The sequence below is a fragment of the Kitasatospora papulosa genome (assembly GCF_000717245.1).
GTDB classification, from domain to species: Bacteria; Actinomycetota; Actinomycetes; order Streptomycetales; family Streptomycetaceae; genus Streptomyces; species Streptomyces papulosus.
Genome location: NZ_JNYQ01000023.1, coordinates 1 through 16,400 on the forward strand (window position 1 = coordinate 1; position 16,400 = coordinate 16,400).

Annotated in this window: 16 protein-coding genes and 1 pseudogene; 13 read left to right on the top strand and 4 right to left on the bottom strand. The window is 69.4% G+C overall.

From position 1 onward, the window contains the following. Positions 1 to 122: 122 nt before the first annotated feature. Positions 123 to 2,135: a GmrSD restriction endonuclease domain-containing protein gene (locus IA22_RS0131925; RefSeq protein ID WP_030125629.1), complete on the bottom strand. Its 2,013-nt coding sequence runs from the start codon at positions 2,133 to 2,135 to the stop codon at positions 123 to 125. A 148-nt stretch (positions 2,136 to 2,283) separates the two neighbouring features. Further along, positions 2,284 to 2,778, bottom strand: a complete 495-nt coding sequence (locus tag IA22_RS0131930; RefSeq protein ID WP_081889908.1) for a very short patch repair endonuclease — start codon at positions 2,776 to 2,778, stop codon at positions 2,284 to 2,286. A gap of 94 nt (positions 2,779 to 2,872) precedes the next feature. On the opposite strand from IA22_RS0131930, the gene IA22_RS0131935 reads away from it, so the two are divergent. Then, positions 2,873 to 3,064 carry a hypothetical protein gene (locus IA22_RS0131935; RefSeq protein ID WP_030125631.1) on the top strand — a complete coding sequence of 64 codons (192 nt, stop codon included), beginning with the start codon at positions 2,873 to 2,875 and terminating at the stop codon, positions 3,062 to 3,064. Positions 3,065 to 3,583: 519 nt separating this feature from the next. After that, positions 3,584 to 3,733: pseudogene (locus tag IA22_RS38460) on the top strand (DUF5655 domain-containing protein); the annotation flags it as partial. Between the two features lie 97 nt (positions 3,734 to 3,830). Here the strand turns inward: IA22_RS38460 and IA22_RS0131945 are convergent. Then, positions 3,831 to 4,577, bottom strand: coding sequence for a DNA-methyltransferase (locus tag IA22_RS0131945; RefSeq protein ID WP_030125633.1), 747 nt, complete (start codon positions 4,575 to 4,577; stop codon positions 3,831 to 3,833). A gap of 578 nt (positions 4,578 to 5,155) precedes the next feature. Here IA22_RS0131945 and IA22_RS0131950 point away from each other — a divergent pair. The 11 genes from IA22_RS0131950 to IA22_RS0132000 all read left to right on the top strand — a co-directional run bounded on the left by IA22_RS0131950 (position 5,156) and on the right by IA22_RS0132000 (position 15,059). Beyond that, positions 5,156 to 6,301 carry a C40 family peptidase gene (locus tag IA22_RS0131950; protein ID WP_030125634.1) on the top strand — a complete coding sequence of 382 codons (1,146 nt, stop codon included), beginning with the start codon at positions 5,156 to 5,158 and terminating at the stop codon, positions 6,299 to 6,301. Positions 6,302 to 6,387: 86 nt separating this feature from the next. Then, on the top strand, positions 6,388 to 6,696 hold the full coding sequence (locus tag IA22_RS0131955) for a DUF6112 family protein (RefSeq protein ID WP_023421641.1): 309 nt from the start codon (positions 6,388 to 6,390) through the stop codon (positions 6,694 to 6,696). Continuing rightward, on the top strand, positions 6,696 to 7,376 hold the full coding sequence (locus IA22_RS0131960; RefSeq protein WP_030125635.1) for a hypothetical protein: 681 nt from the start codon (positions 6,696 to 6,698) through the stop codon (positions 7,374 to 7,376). The genes IA22_RS0131955 and IA22_RS0131960 overlap by 1 nt, the downstream gene beginning before the upstream one ends. 28 nt (positions 7,377 to 7,404) lie before the next feature. Continuing rightward, positions 7,405 to 8,820, top strand: coding sequence for an SCO6881 family protein (locus tag IA22_RS0131965; protein WP_030125636.1), 1,416 nt, complete (start codon positions 7,405 to 7,407; stop codon positions 8,818 to 8,820). A gap of 131 nt (positions 8,821 to 8,951) precedes the next feature. Next, positions 8,952 to 10,418, top strand: coding sequence for an SCO6880 family protein (locus IA22_RS0131970; RefSeq protein ID WP_030125637.1), 1,467 nt, complete (start codon positions 8,952 to 8,954; stop codon positions 10,416 to 10,418). 25 nt (positions 10,419 to 10,443) lie between these two features. Then, positions 10,444 to 10,896 (top strand): DUF6238 family protein, encoded by a 453-nt coding sequence (locus tag IA22_RS0131975; RefSeq protein WP_030125638.1) that lies wholly within the window; start codon positions 10,444 to 10,446, stop codon positions 10,894 to 10,896. Between the two features lie 26 nt (positions 10,897 to 10,922). Continuing rightward, a complete protein-coding gene (locus IA22_RS0131980; protein WP_030125639.1) occupies positions 10,923 to 12,428 on the top strand; it encodes an ATP-binding protein in 1,506 nt (501 codons plus the stop codon). 32 nt (positions 12,429 to 12,460) lie between these two features. Next, positions 12,461 to 13,156, top strand: a complete 696-nt coding sequence (locus tag IA22_RS0131985) for a hypothetical protein (RefSeq protein ID WP_245229636.1) — start codon at positions 12,461 to 12,463, stop codon at positions 13,154 to 13,156. 89 nt (positions 13,157 to 13,245) lie between these two features. After that, positions 13,246 to 13,809 carry a hypothetical protein gene (locus tag IA22_RS0131990; RefSeq protein WP_030125641.1) on the top strand — a complete coding sequence of 188 codons (564 nt, stop codon included), beginning with the start codon at positions 13,246 to 13,248 and terminating at the stop codon, positions 13,807 to 13,809. A 97-nt stretch (positions 13,810 to 13,906) separates the two neighbouring features. Continuing rightward, positions 13,907 to 14,668 (top strand): hypothetical protein, encoded by a 762-nt coding sequence (locus IA22_RS0131995; protein WP_030125642.1) that lies wholly within the window; start codon positions 13,907 to 13,909, stop codon positions 14,666 to 14,668. Positions 14,669 to 14,693: 25 nt separating this feature from the next. Further along, positions 14,694 to 15,059, top strand: coding sequence for a hypothetical protein (locus IA22_RS0132000; protein ID WP_030125643.1), 366 nt, complete (start codon positions 14,694 to 14,696; stop codon positions 15,057 to 15,059). A 114-nt stretch (positions 15,060 to 15,173) separates the two neighbouring features. On the opposite strand, the gene IA22_RS0132005 is transcribed toward IA22_RS0132000, so the two are convergent. Beyond that, positions 15,174 to 16,328 carry an oxygenase MpaB family protein gene (locus IA22_RS0132005; RefSeq protein WP_245229637.1) on the bottom strand — a complete coding sequence of 385 codons (1,155 nt, stop codon included), beginning with the start codon at positions 16,326 to 16,328 and terminating at the stop codon, positions 15,174 to 15,176. Positions 16,329 to 16,400 lie beyond the last annotated feature (72 nt).

Sequence of the window (16,400 nt, forward strand, 5' to 3'; positions counted from 1 at the left end):
AGCCACCCGCTACGACAAAACCCGCGAATCCTACGAAGCAGCACTCACCATCGCGTCACTCCTGATGTGGATATGACCCTTTGAAGACAGGCCCTAGGGCTCCCGCCTTCTTCGGAGGGCGCTTACGGCCGCTGGACGCCGAGGTCCGTCAGCAGGAACTCCTCAGCTTCGCCGACCCACGCCTGCAACTCCTGCTCAGGGCAGTCGGCTGCAGGCAGGGCATCCGAGAAGGCTTCCTTAAGGGCCAGCCGCCACTGGTCCGCAGTACCGCGGAGCCGGAAGGGGCCGACCGGCAGCGTGATGCCGTCCTCGTCGACCGCCAGCGGGGCACTCTCGCCGGCCACGGTGACGTCACTGTCGAGTCCGCTTGCAGCAGCGTCGAGCGCTGCGTCCAGTTCAGCGGTGTCGATGCGGCCGACCCAGTGCTGTGTCCCGGCCTGTGCCTCGGCGAGCAGCATGGTGCGGCTCCCCGCGCCATACCCGGTCAGGACAAGCGACCGGCGGGGCGCCTCGGAGCTCGCGCTGCTGGCGTCCCCCGCATCGATAAAGGAGGGGCGGAAGCGCTCGAGGAGGGCGTTGATCCTTCCTGCGAGGAGCGCACGGCGAGCAACGAGAAACTCCCGGAACCCGTCAAATTCCAAGACCCGGGGGTCAGCCGTCGGGACAGCGTGAGCAGCCAGGTCGTCGGCCTGCACCTCCCCGATGTACTCGGCGGGAGACCGGTTTCCGATCATGTTCTTGGCCGTTTGCGGCGAGACGAAGACGATGTTCGCCAGCTCGTTGATCTCTGCCGACGAATACTTGTTGCGGTGGTTCCGCAGCTGCACAGCAGGGTGCAGGCTGCTGTACTGCAGCTTGTCGGTCCCTTCGGCAACAACGGAGATGGGCCCGCCAGCCCACCAGTCCTCCGCGCCGGAATGGGCTGCTGCCAGGTAGGAGAGCATGATGTACGGGCTCTGGATGTTCCGCCCTGCCAGATCTCGGGCGGTGACGCGGAAACCCTTCTCCTCCAGGCGCAGGTTGGCGAGGAGCGCGCGGACAGGCTCGACGGAGTCGAGGGCGTTGACGTCCTGGGTCAGGGCGCTGTCCGTCGCACCGCCGTAGCGGTTGCTTCCGGACGCAGCGAGGAACCAGTAGAGCAGCCCTTTCTCTACCTCAGGGTCTACCTTGGCGCCGGCAGGCAGTCGGCCGTAGAAGACAATCAGCGGGTGCAGGACCGAGACGGATGAAAGGAGTGCCGAGGTCGGGACGAGCAGCTGCTCGGAGAGCAGCGGGACGACGCGCTCGAGTCCGCGGCGCACCCGCTCCCAGGCCTCCGCCACGGACTCCCGACTCGCCGTCGTCAGTCTGGAGACGGACGAGGTCCGCTTGCCGGAGATGGACAGGCTGAGCGTGATCGCCTTGATGAGGAAGTTGGTGTCCACGGCCCGGTAGCCGTGGTCAGCCCACCGCGCCGACTCCTTCTCCAGTTCTCCGAGGAATCCCGGCGACCGGGCGGAAAGCGTCGCCATCGCAAGATCCGTCGTCTTCAAGGGGCGGCCGCCGCTGTTGACGCGGACGAAGATCTGGGTGACCTCCTCGTAGCCGAAGCCGTGGAGGACCTCCATGTGGAAGTCGCGCTGCGAGATCGATTCCAGTGCCTTGAGGCGGCGCCCGATTTCCGCGTTGTCGATGGACAGTCCCGCCGAGCGGAGCTGCATCTGCAGCGAAAACGAGTCGGCCTCAGGACCGACGACGTCGTAGACCCTGACCCACTTCGGACTCCTGAGCGTGGCGTTGCTCTGGTTCTGAAACGCCTCGGTCTCGATGTTGAAGACGATCTGCGCTGCGGGATGGTCCTTGAAGACGCGGTACAGCGAGGTGAGTCGCTGCTGCCCGTCGAGCAGATACAGCGGCATGACGCTGGGAAGCCCCTGACCGGATCCGGTGGCCGCTGTGCGCGTCTCGGCTCCCTCGTCCGTCTTCCACAGCAGGAGCGTCCCGGCCGGATATCCGAGGTACAGCGACTCCACGAGCTTTGCGACCTGCGAGGCCCGCCAGACATAGCCCCGCTGGATCTCCGGGAGCATGATCTCCCCATCGGCGATCTGGCCGATGAGCGACTTGATGTCGCGGTTCGTGCGTTCGACTGCCATGCGTTGGTGCCCCCACCCCTGCTGCTCCCCACCAGGCCGCGTTCGACCCGGGCCAGCGCGATCACAACTGCGCTGGTCAATACGGTAGACGAAGTAGATGGCACCGGGCCTGCCGGATCCGCATGCAGAGGCCGCGGGCTCGGCGTCGCTACTCCTCCTGTTCCTCTCGGAGTGCCGCCGCGCCTCGGCGCGATCGGACCGCAGCGCAGACGATCGCGCAACTCGCCTCAGCCGCATCGTGCTCCCTAAACCGGAGGACGAGCCACCCCGCTTCCTCGAGGCGCACATCCGTATCCCTGTCGCGCTTCACGTTCCTCCCGATCTTCTCTCGCCAGTAGTCGGGATTCGTTTTCGGCGGCACGAAGTGCTCCGGGCATCCGTGCCAGAAGCAGCCGTCGACAAAGACTGCGACGCGGGCCGGACGGAAGACGAGATCCGCTGTACGGCGCATCTTCGGGAGCGGCTTGGCAGCCACCCGGTAGCGGAGGCCCGCCGCATGGACGAGGGAGCGCAGCGCACGCTCCGGGGATGTGTCCCGGTTCCGGTTCCCCAACATGCTGCGGCGGTTCGCAGCGGAGGACGCCCAGGATCCATCTGGTGGAGACCAGCCACCAGTGGCCGGCTCTCGAGGCAGCGAGTTCATCAACTCCCAAGTATGGCCGATGCGGCTTGGCCGTGATCCTAGGGCGCAGATACGTGCCCCACCCTCGCTCCGAGTGCTGTGGAAGACTGCCGCCATGCTGCGCGAACCAACTGAACTGGAGATCGGCGAGGACGGCCGACTCGAGCTTCCCATAGGAGTCCTTGCCGAGGCCGGGCTGAACCCTGGAGCTCGCATCGTTGCGTACAGCGCTGGCGACGGCCGGATCGTGCTCCGTAGGGCAGAGGATGCGCTCACCGAGTTGGTGACCACAGGTTCTTTGACCTGACGCTTCGGGGTTGCCGAGTTGACGATCTTCTGCGGCTATCGGTGAACTGGCTGGCCTCAGGGCCGACCGCCAGGAGCCCTGGTCCGTGCAATGGCCCGTAGCCGCGATCCGTGCGGGTTCGAACGCTTTCGGAACCTGGGCGCTTCAGTTGAGGACGTACGATCGGGCGCCGTCAGCGCGGCTTTCTGCAGCAACGCCCTCATCCTCGCGGCCCCGGGCCACAGGCTGACCGGGATCACCGTCGGCAACGTCCTGGGATCTTCAGGCTCAGGCCACGGCCTCAAGCGGATGAATGCGGGGACGGAATTGTTCTACCGGCTGCTGCACCAGCTCGTCCCCTGGGAGAGGATGCCTCACAGGATCTGCGCGAGGCCCGCAACCGAGGACAGCGGGCCCCTGAGGAACTGGTCGTCCCCTACGGGCTGTGCTGCCGCCCCCTCCGTGACCTGCTGGTGGACGGAGGCGGGCAACAGTGTTCCGGCGACTTCGTCGCCGGAGTGTCTACGGGGCGTAAACGCCCCGGACTCGGTCAAGCTGGAGGAGGGCTTCACCCGGGACATGCGCGGTATCGGGCACCTCGGGACCGGCGACCTGGAGGTCCGTATCGTATCGGCAGCCGACTTGGACAAGGCGGCACCGTTGATCCGGCGGGCGTTCGAGGCGGCCTGACGCAACAGAAGGGGCGGCTGGTACATCGGTCAGTCGATGCTCTAGCCGCCGCTTTGGCGTCTGCGGGCCGCCGGCCCCGGCCTCTCCGCTCTCACGCTCATGCCTCCGGCCCGGCCAGCTCGAAGTCGTCCTTCGTCAGTTCGGCCCGCAGCCGCTCCTCGGCGACGTTGGCGTAGTGCGCGGACAGCTCGACGCCCACGAAGCGGCGTCCCTCGCGCAGGGCCGCGACGCCCGTGGAGCCGCTGCCGGTGAACGGGTCGAGGACGGTGCCGCCCTCGGGGCAGACCTGGACGAGTTGCTGCATGACCTCGACCGGCTTCTGGGTGATGTGAACCCGGCCCTTACGGGGCTGGGAGGCGATGTAATGGCCCGGCAGGTAAAGGTCGCGGGTGTTGTCGAGGGAGCCCTTGACGCCCCAGATGATGAACTCCGAGTCCTGCTTCGGCCCGCCCTTGCGGGGCCGGCTGGACGGCTTGATCCACGGAATCGTGCCGCTCCAGGTCCACCCCGCCATCTGCAGGGCGTCGGAGGTGGTCGGCTCCTGTCGCCAGTCGGTGAAGACCATCGCGACCGCGTGCTCGGTCGAGGCCCGGTACGCCTCGGTGAGAAGTTCGGTGAGCCAGGAGCGGTAGGAGCGCTGGTCGCGGTTCTCGCCCGGGAAGTTGGCGAGGTCGTGCGCCGAGTTGCTCGTGACGTACTTGGCGCGGGCGGTACGGCCGGTTCGATCGGAGCTGGTGCGGCCCCCGGAGTTGTACGGCGGATCGGTGATCACCGCCTGGACGCTCTCGTCCGGGAGGGACTTCAGGACGGTCAGGGCATCGCCTCGGTGCAGCGTGTAGCTCATGGGAGGGCCTCTTTTCGGGCGCGGCGGAGTCTGGGCCCGCTCCGGACAGCGCTCAACGGCGTGCATCCGGCGCGAGGTTGCAGCGGAGGTTAACGGCGAATTTCGGCCGCACCTAACGAGGCGGCTCCCCGCTCCGGACCCGGGACGGCAGTCGTTTGGTGCGGCCGGAATCCCGGTCTACTGTCTCGCCGTGCCACCGGGAAGGAGCGCTGCTCCACCCCCGTTGAACTGTGCTCATCCGTACCGTCTCGTCCAATCGGGCGGTGTCGGAGGCATGTTGCCTATCTGCCCGTGAACGCCGTGAGGAGGCCCCTGTGCACTGCCTGAGATTACGAGCGCGGCTGGCTGCCGCGCGTGACCTAAAACCGGCGTCCGGGAGCTACCAACTCCTCTGAACCGGGCCCGCCGAGAGGCGGATGCACATCGGCGCGGTGCCGACGGCTTTGCACGAGAAGTCGGCACCGCGCCTCCTACGAACACCAAGGAGCCGCTGCGATGCAGCATGCCCTGACACACCCGCGCCCCGACCCACCTCCGTCGCCTGGTCCGCACCGCCGTCGTGCTGAACGGCGGCGGCCGTGAAGAAGACGACGGGAGCCCTCGTCGGTCTGTGCGCCACCGGACCACTCCTGCTGGCACTGCCGATCCTCGGCATCGGTGCCGGGACCGCCTCGGCCTCGTGCTCGACCGACGGCGCACAAGGTGTAGACGCCTCCGCCGTCGCCAAGCAGATGAAGGCCATCCTGGACGGCGACGACAAGGGCTCGGTCTCCGTGCCGGGCCTGGACGCGCCTGCCGACCAGGTACCCAACGCCAAGACGATCCAGGCCACGGGCGTCGCGATGAACATCCCCGCCCGAGGGCAGGTCGTCGCCCTGGCAACCGCTCTGCAGGAGAGCGGCCTGCGGAACCTGACCTACGGCGACCGCGATTCGCTGGGTCTCTTCCAGCAGCGGCCGTCGATGGGCTGGGGCACGGCCAGCCAGATCCTTGACCCGGTGCACGCCTCGACGAAGTTCTACGAGGGGCTCAAGAAGGTCTCCGGCTGGCAGTCCCTCTCTGTCACCCAGGCCGCCCAGGCGGTGCAGAAGTCGGGCTTCCCCGAGGCGTACGCCAAGTGGGAGCCACTGGCCACCGCCCTGCAGAAGGCCATCGAGCCCCTGCTGCAGAAGGCCGACGGTGCATCGCCGAGCCCGTCCCTGTCCGGCTCTGCCGACACCGACAGCCCCTCTCCCAATTCCGCGGGCGGTTGTTCGGCGGACGGCGACGGGACGGACTTCGGCACCATCCCGGCGGGCGCCCTGCCGGACGAGTACAAGATCCCCGCCTCCGCGCCGCGAGAGGTGCAGACGGCGATCCGGTGGGCGCTCGGCCAGCTCGGCACCCCGTATCAGTGGGGCGGCACGTGCACCGACTCCCACGGCAAGAACCCGATGGGCCGCTGCGACTGCTCCTCCCTGATGCAGGGCGCGTACAAGGCCGCCGGGCTCACCCTGACGCGGACCACGTACACGCAGGTCAAGGACGGCAAGGCCGTCTCGATCGATGCCCTCAAACCGGGCGACCTCCTCTTCACCGAGGGGACGGCCGCCGTACCGGAACACGTCGGGATGGCGATTGGCCAGGGCCTGATCGTCCACGCCCCGCACACCGGCGACGTCGTACGGATCACAACCGTCACGTCCTGGAAATCGCGGATTCTCGCGGCCCGCCGAGTCGTCTGACCAGCGCTCCTCCCCCTCACCTCCCCCTCGCACCGCTGGATCGCCCCGCCAGGCTGTGGCGTGCGCTCACTCGAACTGGAGTTCCCATGTATCTCGCTGACCAGGTCATACAGCTCGCCTACGACCCCGGAATCAAGCCGAACGAGGGCGGGCTCCCTGGCCTCAACGTCCTCAAGCAGGTGATGGGCTCGATCAACCTCTTCGGGCTCATCGCCGTGGTCGGCGCCCTCGCCGTCAGTGCAGGCGTGTGGGCCTGGGGCCACCACTCGGGTGGTCACCAGGCCGAAGCGAACGGGAAGAAGGGCGTGCTGGTCAGCGCGGGCGCGGCCCTTCTGCTCGGTGCCGCCAACGGCGTGGTGGCGTTCTTCTCGACGCTCGGGACGCAGGTCCACTGATGGCTCAGCACTCCACCCATCCCAGCGGCGCATCTCGCGTGCGCCGCCGGGCGCTGCTCGGCACCGTCGCCCTGGCGGTGCTCGTCGCCCTCGCCGGCCTAGCCGCCTACCTCACCCGCGAGGGCCGAAGCCCCTCCGATACTCCGGCGCCACCGCCGAGTTCGCCCACGGCGTCCCCGCCGTCCGCGGCACCGTCCGGGCCGCACACCCAGCCCCGCGCTCTGCCCGTTCCGCCGAAAACCCACGACCCGATCACGTACGGCAAGGCCGCCGCAGCAGCGTTGTGGTCGTACGACACCCGCGCGTACTCGCAGCCCGAGCTGCGCAAGGCGCTGCGCGGCTGGCTGACCACGGAGTCGAAGTACGCCGATCCGGCCTCCGTCGACCAAATGGTCCCCTCGGCCGTGCTGTGGAGGGAGATGGCGGCCAACAAGCAGGTCGCCACCGCCAAGATCAACGAGGGGCACTTCCCGCACACCTTTACCCAGGCCCTCCAGGACGACCCCGGGGCGATCACCCAGGCGTACGTCTACGCCGTCACGGTCTCCGGCAAGCAGTCGATTCGCTGGAAGGGCTCGGCCGCCGGCGGCGCGGAGAGCCGGTCCACCACCCTCGCGGTCCGGTGCCGGCCCAATCACTCCTGCGCCCTGGTCGGCGTCATGCCGTCCGTCGCGCCCTGACCCTCGCCCCAGAACGGAGGTACGACCCATGGGAGTCTGCGACTTCCCGCTGATGGACAAGGTGTGCGGCGCTGTCGACTTCGCCACCAACCCCGCCGGCACCGTCACCGACGGCCTCGGCGCGTGGATCGCGAAGTCGGCGGGCGAGCTGGCGTCCAGCGCGGCCGACCTGGCCGCCAAGGCCGTCAACAAAACGACGGCCATCGACCTCAACGCCGGGTGGTTCCGCGACAACTACGAGCTGCTGCTGCCCATCGGCCTCGCCCTGACCGTCGGCATCTTCTGCATCCAGCTCATGACCGCGGCCTGGCGCCGCGACGAACGCGCCCTCACCAAGGCGGCGTTCGGCACCATGACCGGAGTCCTCTTCAGCTTCTCCGCCATCGCTTTCACGACCGTCGCCATCACCGTGGTGGACGCACTGTCCGACGGCCTCTTCAAAGCCGCCAACACCTCGATCGACGACGCGATCCGTCGTGTGATCAATGTTGATCAGATGGGAGCCATGTACGGCCTCGGCTGGGGTGTGCCCGCGCTGGTCGCCTTCGGGTGCGCGATCGGCGCCTTCCTCTACTGGGGCGTGATGGTAGCCCGCAAGGTCGGGGTCCTGATCATGGTCACGCTCGCGGTGTTCGCGGGGGCCGGCGGCGGATGGGAGGTCGCCAAGCGGTGGCGGCGCGGCTGGATCGAGGCCACCGGCACCCTGATCGTCTCCAAGCTGTTGATGACCGTCGTCTTCCTGATCGGCGTCTCCGCCATGGGCAAGACCGACGCCAGCGACGGGATGGCGGCCCTGTCCGACGCGATGGCCGGCATCGTCGTGATGGTCCTGGTGTTGCTCTGCCCCTACGCGACGTACAAGTTCGTCCACTGGGCCAGCGACGGCGGCGGCCACGACGACATGCACCGCACCGGCGTCGCCGGCATGGCGGTCGCCGCAGGAGCCGCGAAGACCGCAGGCAGCCTCGCGCTGCGGGCCGGTACCGGCGCCCCCGCTCCGCAGGGCCCGAACCAGGTCCCGGGCGCGGGCACCGATGGCGTCGCCTCCGGCATCAACCCCTCCGGCGGCAACCTCAGCAAGGAGGGCATCGACGCCGGGCCGCCCAAGCAGCAGACCCGCTTCCGGTACGGCGAAGACCCGGACGCGAGCGGCGACAAGGGCCGGGCTCTGATCCAGCGCCCCGGGATCCCGCCACTGATCACACGTCCTGGCGAGGACGAACCGGAAGGGTCCGAATCGACTGCCCAAGGCGTTGCGGGCGGCTCCGGTCACCTCGCAGCCGCATCGGCTCCGGGCGGCGACCTGACCTCCATGCCGCCAGCCGACCCCGGACCTTCGGCCTCGGGCACTCCGGCGTCCGCGTCCGCGTCCGGGCCATCGGCCACCGGCTCCGCGACGCCGACGAACTGGGTGTATCCCACCCAGCCGCCGTCGGGTTCCTGACCCACATCCCCGGGGGCGGGCCGCACTCCACGGCCCGCCCCCGCCCACCACCCGCAGGAAGGTTTCGCCATGACGTCCAGAAGAGCGCCGCGCGCCCCGTCCTCCGCCCGCTCCCACCGTCTGGAACCACCATGTCCGGCAAGCATCAGTCCTCCACGCCCACCGTGAAGTTTCCCCACCGCAGCAGGCGCGGCGTCCTGCTCGGCCTGACCGTCCCGCAGTTGGCCGTCGCCGGACTCACCGGCCTTCTCCTTCTCGCCGTGATCCTCGCCCGCGGTGTGGTCGGCGCCCTCCAGCTCATACCGCTGTGGGCGGTCATTGCGCTGCTCGTCTTCGTCCGCCACCGAGGTCGTGCTCTGGCGGACTGGGCCCCGATCGTCGTCCGGTACGCGCTGCGCCGGATGCGAGGCCAGCTCGTCTGGCTCACCCGGCCCTCCCGCCGGCCGACCCGCGAGGGACTGCTCCACCTTCCCGGCACCGCTGCCAGCCTGCGCGTGACCACTGCTCCCGACGGTAAGTACGGCGCCGTCCACAACCCGCACACCGGGACGCTGACCGCGGTGGTCAAGGTCTCCTCCCGCGCCTATGCCCTGCTCGACCCCGGCACCCAGCAGGCCAACGTCGGCGGCTGGGGACGCGCGCTGGCAGCTCTCGCCCGTACCGGGCAGATCGCCCGCATCCAGGTGATCGAGCGCACCATCCCCGACTCCGGTGACGCGCTGCGCCGCTACTGGGAAGAGCACGGCCGCCCCGACACCCCGATGGCCGGCGCGATCTACAACGAGCTGATCCAGAGCGCCGGCCCCGCAGCCGCCCCGCACGAGGCGTACGTCGCGGTGTCCCTGGACACCAAGGCGGCCCGCCGGCTGATCAACCAGGCTGGCGGCGGTCTCACCGGTGCCTTCAGCGTCCTCGCCCAGCTCACCTCCACGTTCGACCAGGCGGCGCGGACCGCCGGTCTCACCCCGACGGGCTGGCTCACCGCCCGCGAGATCGCCGCCGTGGTGCGCACCTCCTACGACCCGAAGGCGCTGGCGACACTCGACCGCTGGTCCACGGGCGGTCGCCCCGAGGCCGAGCCCGCCGCCGCCGGCCCCGTCGTGGTCGTCGAGAAGGCGGACCACATCGCCACTGACTCCGCCGTGCACGCCACCTACTGGGTGGAGAACTGGCCGCGCACCGAGACCAGCGCCGGCTTCCTGCACCAGCTCCTGTTCACCGGCGGCGTCCGGCGCACGCTGTCGCTCTCCTACGAGCCGAAGAACCTCGACGCCGCCCTGCGCGACGTGCAGCGCAAGAAGTCCAGCGTGATCGCCGACGCCGCCGAACGGGCCCGGCGCGGCCAGGTCGACTCCGAGGCGGACTCGATCGAGTACCAGGACATCAAGTCCCGCGAACGCCAGCTCATCGCCGGGCACGCCGACGTCGCCCTGACCGGTCTGCTGACCGTCTCGGCCGACACCGAGGACGAGCTGCGCACCGCCTGCGCCGTCGTGGAGACCGCCGCTGTCGGCGCCCAGCTCGATCTCCGGCCGCTGACCTGGCAGCAGGCCGAGGCATTCACCGCCGCCGCCCTGCCGCTCGCGCTCGCCGCCTGACCCTTCCCTTAGAAAGAGCACCCTCATGTCCCGCACCGCCAGCCCGACCGCGCAGGACTTCGTGCCCTTCGCCACCGCCGCGCTCGACTTCCACCGGGCGCTCAACATCCCGGGCGGCCCGCTGGTCACCACCCGGGTCGAGCTGGACGCTCTGCACGCCCACCTCGTCTCGCTGCACGGGCTGCTCGACGCCCACGCCGGTCGCACCGGGCAGCTCGTGGCGAACGAGGGCGACCAGCTCCGTACCGCCCGCACCCGCATCTGGCAGGCCGCCGAGCACCTCCACGCCGCCTACCACGCGGCGCCCCGGCCGGGCTCCGGCGAGATCCCCGCACCGGAGGCGTGCCAGGCCGTTCTTCCGGAGGGAGCACCGGGACTGACCATCTGCCAGCGCCATCAGCGCACCGCTCATCTCGTGCGGCGGCGCACCACCCCGGCCGACCTGCACGCCCCGTTCACCGGCCTCGTCCGCCGCTGACCCACCCCTCATCTGGAGAAACGTTCATGCCCCGTACCCGCGCCAGCGCCTCCCCCCTGTTCGTGCCCCGTAAGACGACGCGCACCGAGCAGCGAGCCGCCCGAGCCGGTTTCACCGAAGCCCGCCGCCAGGCACGCCTCGCCGGAAACCCGCCCAAGCACCGCGCCGAGCAGACCCTCGACCCGGATCTTCGGCCCACCTACCCGCTCACCGGTCGCCCCGGTCCGGCCTCCGCCCGCGGCGGCAAGCTCGACCTGCCCGCCCACCGGATGACCACCGCCACAGCCAGCGGCGCGTACCCGTTCGTGGCCGAGGGCGGCCTGGGCGCCGAAGGGGTGTTCATCGGCCGCGATGTGCACGCGGAGGCGGCTTTCTGCTTCGACCCTTTCTCGCTCTACAACAGCGGCAGGGTGGAGGGCTTCACCAACCCCAACGCGGTCCTGGCCGGCATCATCGGCATGGGCAAGTCCGCGCTGGCGAAGTCGATCGCCACCCGGTCGATCGCCCACGGCTACCGGATCTACATCCCCTGCGATCCCAAGGGGGAGTGGACCGGTGTCTCGCAAGCCCTCGGCGGCTACAGCATCGCCCTGGGCCCGGGGCTCCCTGGACGATTGAACCCGCTGGACACCCCGGCCCGCCCCGCCTCCGTGAGCGAGGAGGACTGGTTCACGGAGGTTCGCAAGCGCCGTCTGCTGCTGCTGGCCAGCCTCGCCCGCACCGTGCTGAAGCGCGACCTGCTGCCGATGGAGCACACCGCCCTCGACCTGGCCCTGGATCTGGTCGTCGCTGACGCCGCCGCCCGGGGCACGGTGCCGCTGCTCGGCGAGATCGCCCACGTACTCGGCTCCCCCGAACGCCTCAACCAGGCCCTCGGCCACCAGGCAGGGCACCTCGGTTCAGCCGCCCAGGACCTCGCCCATGCCCTGCGACGTCTCGTGCACGGCGACTTGAGCGGCATGTTCGACACGCCGAGCACCGTGTCGTTCGACCCGACCACACCGATGCTGTCCATCGATCTCTCCCGTCTCGGCGGCTCCGGTGACGACACGGCACTGGTGCTCGCGATGACGTGCGCGAGCGCGTGGATGGAGTCAGCCCTGAGTGATCCCGATGGTGGTCGGCGCTGGGTGATCTACGACGAGGCGTGGCGGCTGATGCGGCACGTCGGGCTGCTGGAGCGGATGCAGAGCCAGTGGAAGCTCTCCCGAGGGCTGGGCATCGCGAACCTGATGGTGATCCACCGCCTCAGCGATTTGCTCTCGGCGGGCGACGCCGGGTCGCGCGGCCGGGTCCTTGCCGAGGGGCTCCTCGCGGACTGCAGCACGCGCATCATCTACCGCCAGGAGCCTGACCAGCTCGCCGCCGCTGCATCTCTGCTCGGCCTGACCGGCGTCGAGACCCAGGCGGTGTCCGCCCTGACCAAGGGCCGAGGTCTGTGGAAGGTCGCCGACCGCTCGTTCATCACCCAGCACATCCTCCACCCGGCTGAGCGGGAGCTGTTCGACACAGACGCCCGCATGGCGGCCTAGCCCAACGACCAGCACAGCAACGGGAATCAATCATGTCCGCTTCTTCCACTCCTTCCTCCGGTGACAACCAGCCGTCGCAGGCCACCGACCCTTTGGCGTGGCGACGGCACCTCCCGGCATTGGCCTCGGCCGCCGCCGGGATCAACGAGGCGTGCGACGCCTGGGACGCGGTTTCGGACTCGCTCTGCGACGCGGACGGCTGGCCGCTGGACGACAAGGTCTACGGGGACGGGAAGGTCAAGCGGGACGCAGAAGCGTGGAAGCACGCCGAGGTGTTCCTCGACCACGGACCCGAGGTGCTGGCCGGGGTCCGCGCCGCCGCCGACGGCCCCGACTACGTCGAGGGGCCGATCAGTGACGACCTCCGTCGGATACGCGGGATCGACACCATCCTGTTCCGGGCGGAGGAGCTGCGGCACGAATGGGACGGCGTCATGGCGCTTATGGACGGTTCGCAGCCGAGCGTGCTCCACCTCTACCAGGAGCGTGCCGAGGAGCACCGCAACACCGAAGGCTGGCACTACTCACACGAACTGGGCTCCAAGGGACCGGCGTTGGTGCGCGTCGGCGAATACCTCGCTCACCGAGCGGACACCGAACGGCCGGCGCAGACCGAGCGGGCTCGCGTCGCCCTGACCCGCTCGACGCACAACGCCCCTGCCGGATCACCTGCTTCGCCCCAGGTCCCGCCGGCATCGCATCCGCCGGCTCCCGGTCGCTCGCGGTGATCCCTAGCACGCAGTCACCCCGCACTCCTTCAAGCTCCACGCCCCGTCGGCTCCCGCCGTGCGGCGGGGTGTTCGCAACGGAGAACTCCATGCACCACGAAACCCCGCCCCCGACCGCCACGTCCGATCCGCGTCGCCTTCAGGCTGCCCTCTGTTCCGCGCTCGGGCAGCGCGGCCTGGAGGGCACCGTCGAGTACGGCCTCAGCGACTACATCGTCCACGCCGAGCTTCCCGACGGCAGTTCACTGATCATCTCGTCGCCGCAGGAGCCACCCTCCGAGCACCCCGAGTCCCCGGAAAGCTGGATGGTCACCCGCCACCGGTCCGTCGAGCCTGCCGTCTACGAGGTGATCTACGACTCCGAGCCGGACGGCCCGCATGCGCGCCACGGCGGCAGCGTGCCGGATCTCCTCTCCGCTGTCGACGCCCGCCTGGACCAGCTTGGCGTATTGCCACGCCAGGAGCAGGAACGTTCCGGCAAGGCGCGCGCCGCCACCGTGCTCCCGCCCGACTCCGCTCCATCCCGGGCGAGTGTCGCTCTCGCCTTTTCGCCGTCGGTCGGCCAGCGCGTGCTCCCGACCGGTCCGCCGCCGGAGTCTTCCGCGCGGGCCGCGCCGCCGTCGGCCAGTTCCTCATCCGCTCCCCGGCTCTGACCGACCGCGATCCAGGAGTCCTCCGTGCACTGCACCCTCAGAACTGATCCGCCCGTCGCCCGCACCTGCAACCGCACCCGCCTCGGATGGATCTGCCATGCCCAGCCACTACGACGTGCTGCCCGACCTGGCCTTCGGCCACCACCCCGTCCACGGCATCGTCGCCGCGAACCCAAAGAACCTCGCGGCCAGCACCTGGATGCTCAGGGGATTCGACTTCCATCCCGTCCCCGACCAGCCGACGTTGTACGCGCTGCCCGACCAGAACCGTGACGGACACGGCCGTACGAGCCGGGCCATCGAGCTGCTGCGCAAGGCCGGCTACCAGGTCGATGTGGACGTCGCACTTGACCCTGCGCTGGCGCCCGAAGCGGCACAGGTACGCGACCGCGGTCCGCTCGGTGAACCAGACGTCGCCTTCGCCGATCACCCGCAGCTCGGCATCGTTGCAGCCCTCGACGACCGTGTCTCCGGCCTCAGCGGGCTCGCGCTAGTGGAGGACGGCTGGCGGCACAACTCGAGCCTGGACATCTACACGCTCCCCGCGACCACCGATCGCGTCGAGGCGCTAGGGAAAGTCGCCGACGCCACGGTGGCCCTGCACCGTTCGGGGCTCCAGGTCGCAGTGCAGCCCCGCCTCGCTCAAGAGGTGACGGCTCGGCCCCGCCCTGCTGCCACGCCGGCCGTCGGCCGTGAGCGCGGCCGTGGTCCCGCTCGCGCGTCTCCGTTGAGCGCCGCCGCGCTCGCCGCCAGCCCGGCCCGTGCCGGTATCCCGGGCAGGGCGCCGGTCCCCGCCGCCGTCACCACACCGGCGGTCCGGCCGGCTGACCCCCGCATCGCGTACTCCCGCGACCGCTGATCCAATTCCTCAAGGAGGCCCTTCCATGGCCGTGAAGACGATCTGGCCTATCGACCACACCTGCGGGCACCATGCCGACCGCGACTTGCCCGACCGACCGGCCGACCGCCGCGCCGGCTTCGCCGAGTGGCTCGCCAGGCAGGAGTGCACGGACTGCTGGCGCGCCTCGAACGAGGGCGACGAGCAGGACAAGGCCGCCTGGCTCAAGGCGAAGCGCGCCGAGGAGCAGACGGCGTCCGAAGCCTGGTCCGAGCAGTACCGGATGCCTCCCCTGGAGGGGACCGAGCGGGCCGTTCCCTGGGGCGTGCGCTGTCGTCACCAGATCCTGACCAACGCCTACACCGCACTGGTCACCGAAGGCTTCTCTGTCAAGTTCAGCGTGTTGAGCTGAACTAGGGCAGAGGGTTTAGTTGCCTCCGCCTTGAGCCTGTGTGAGAAGCCGCAGCCGCCAAGCGCGCGATACTCCAGTGCGCTTGGCGGCTCCATTAGGCCGTATGACCGGTGGTCAGCGGTTGTCGTCGAGTTCTTGGTGCATCTGAGGCTGGTCGTCCTGGTCGTGGGTGAGTGCGTACTGCTCGATCTCGTTGAACGCCTTCGAGGCGACTCCCAGGAGGTCCTTGTATGGGTTGACGCCGACGGTCCGCTGGGCGGCTCCTCCGAAGAGGCCGCCGGCCGTTCCGCTGACGAGGCCGTGGCCCGCAGCGAGCGGCTTGCCCGCGAGGTCGAGGGGGCTCTTGGGCAAGCCAGCCATGTCCGCGTACTTGTCGGTGAGCGCAACGCGGGTCAGCGCGATGTAGGCGTCACTGGCTCCGGGCTTCAGGAGATCGCGGTAGAACTTGATGGCCTGGGCGGTCATGAAGACACCGTCGTCGGTCTTCTTCCACTCCGTCTCCCGCTCCTGGTTCCACAGCCGCTCTGCCTCGTCGGCGTCCTTGGGCAGCTGCCACTTCTCCGGCGTGCCGAGGTAGTGGTTGACGTAGTGCCAGGCGCACATGAAGCCGCGGGCGTCGTCGGCGGAGACATCGATGCCGAGGTTCCTCATGCCTTGGAGGATCTGGGTGCTGAAAACGCAGGCGGCGCCGGTGGTGTACTTCTGGGAGACCGGCTCGCCCCACTTGTCGTAGTCCCACTGGCCGCTCTGCTTGTGCAGTTGCCTGACTGAGGCGTGCACGAGGCGCACCTTCGTGACGGTGGCGGCCAGGGTCCCGTCGCGCATGGCGTTCTTGTTGCCCATGTCGATGAACAGGCGGGAGGACTGCGACAGCCTTCGGCCTGGTCCCTCGACACCTCCGAGGCGGCCGGTGGAGCGCAGGGTGAATGCCCCGGTGGGTGCGAGGTAGGTGCCGATGAGGCCGACGGTGCCCTGCAGCATCGAGGCGGTGCCGTGGTGGTGGCCGAAGAAGCCCTCTGCGGCCTTGACGTCTGCCTCGCTCCAGTCCGGCGGCGGGGTAGCTGCCTCCCGCAGGAACTGGGCCAGCCGATCGGGAAGCCGTGACATATCTGTGTCGGGCTTGAGCGTTCCGATCGTCCGGAACAGAGCGTTGATCCCGTCGACCTCCCTGTTCTCGAGGAGGTCGGTCACCAGCGTGTCAGCCGTGGGATCTCCGACCTTGCTCGCAGCCTCCAACTCAGCTGCAACCGTTGCCGATGTCAACGCCATAGCAATACTCCTCGGTATTCATCCAATTGACCATGCAATGGGTGACCTGCGCACAGACGCGCTCCCGCCCAG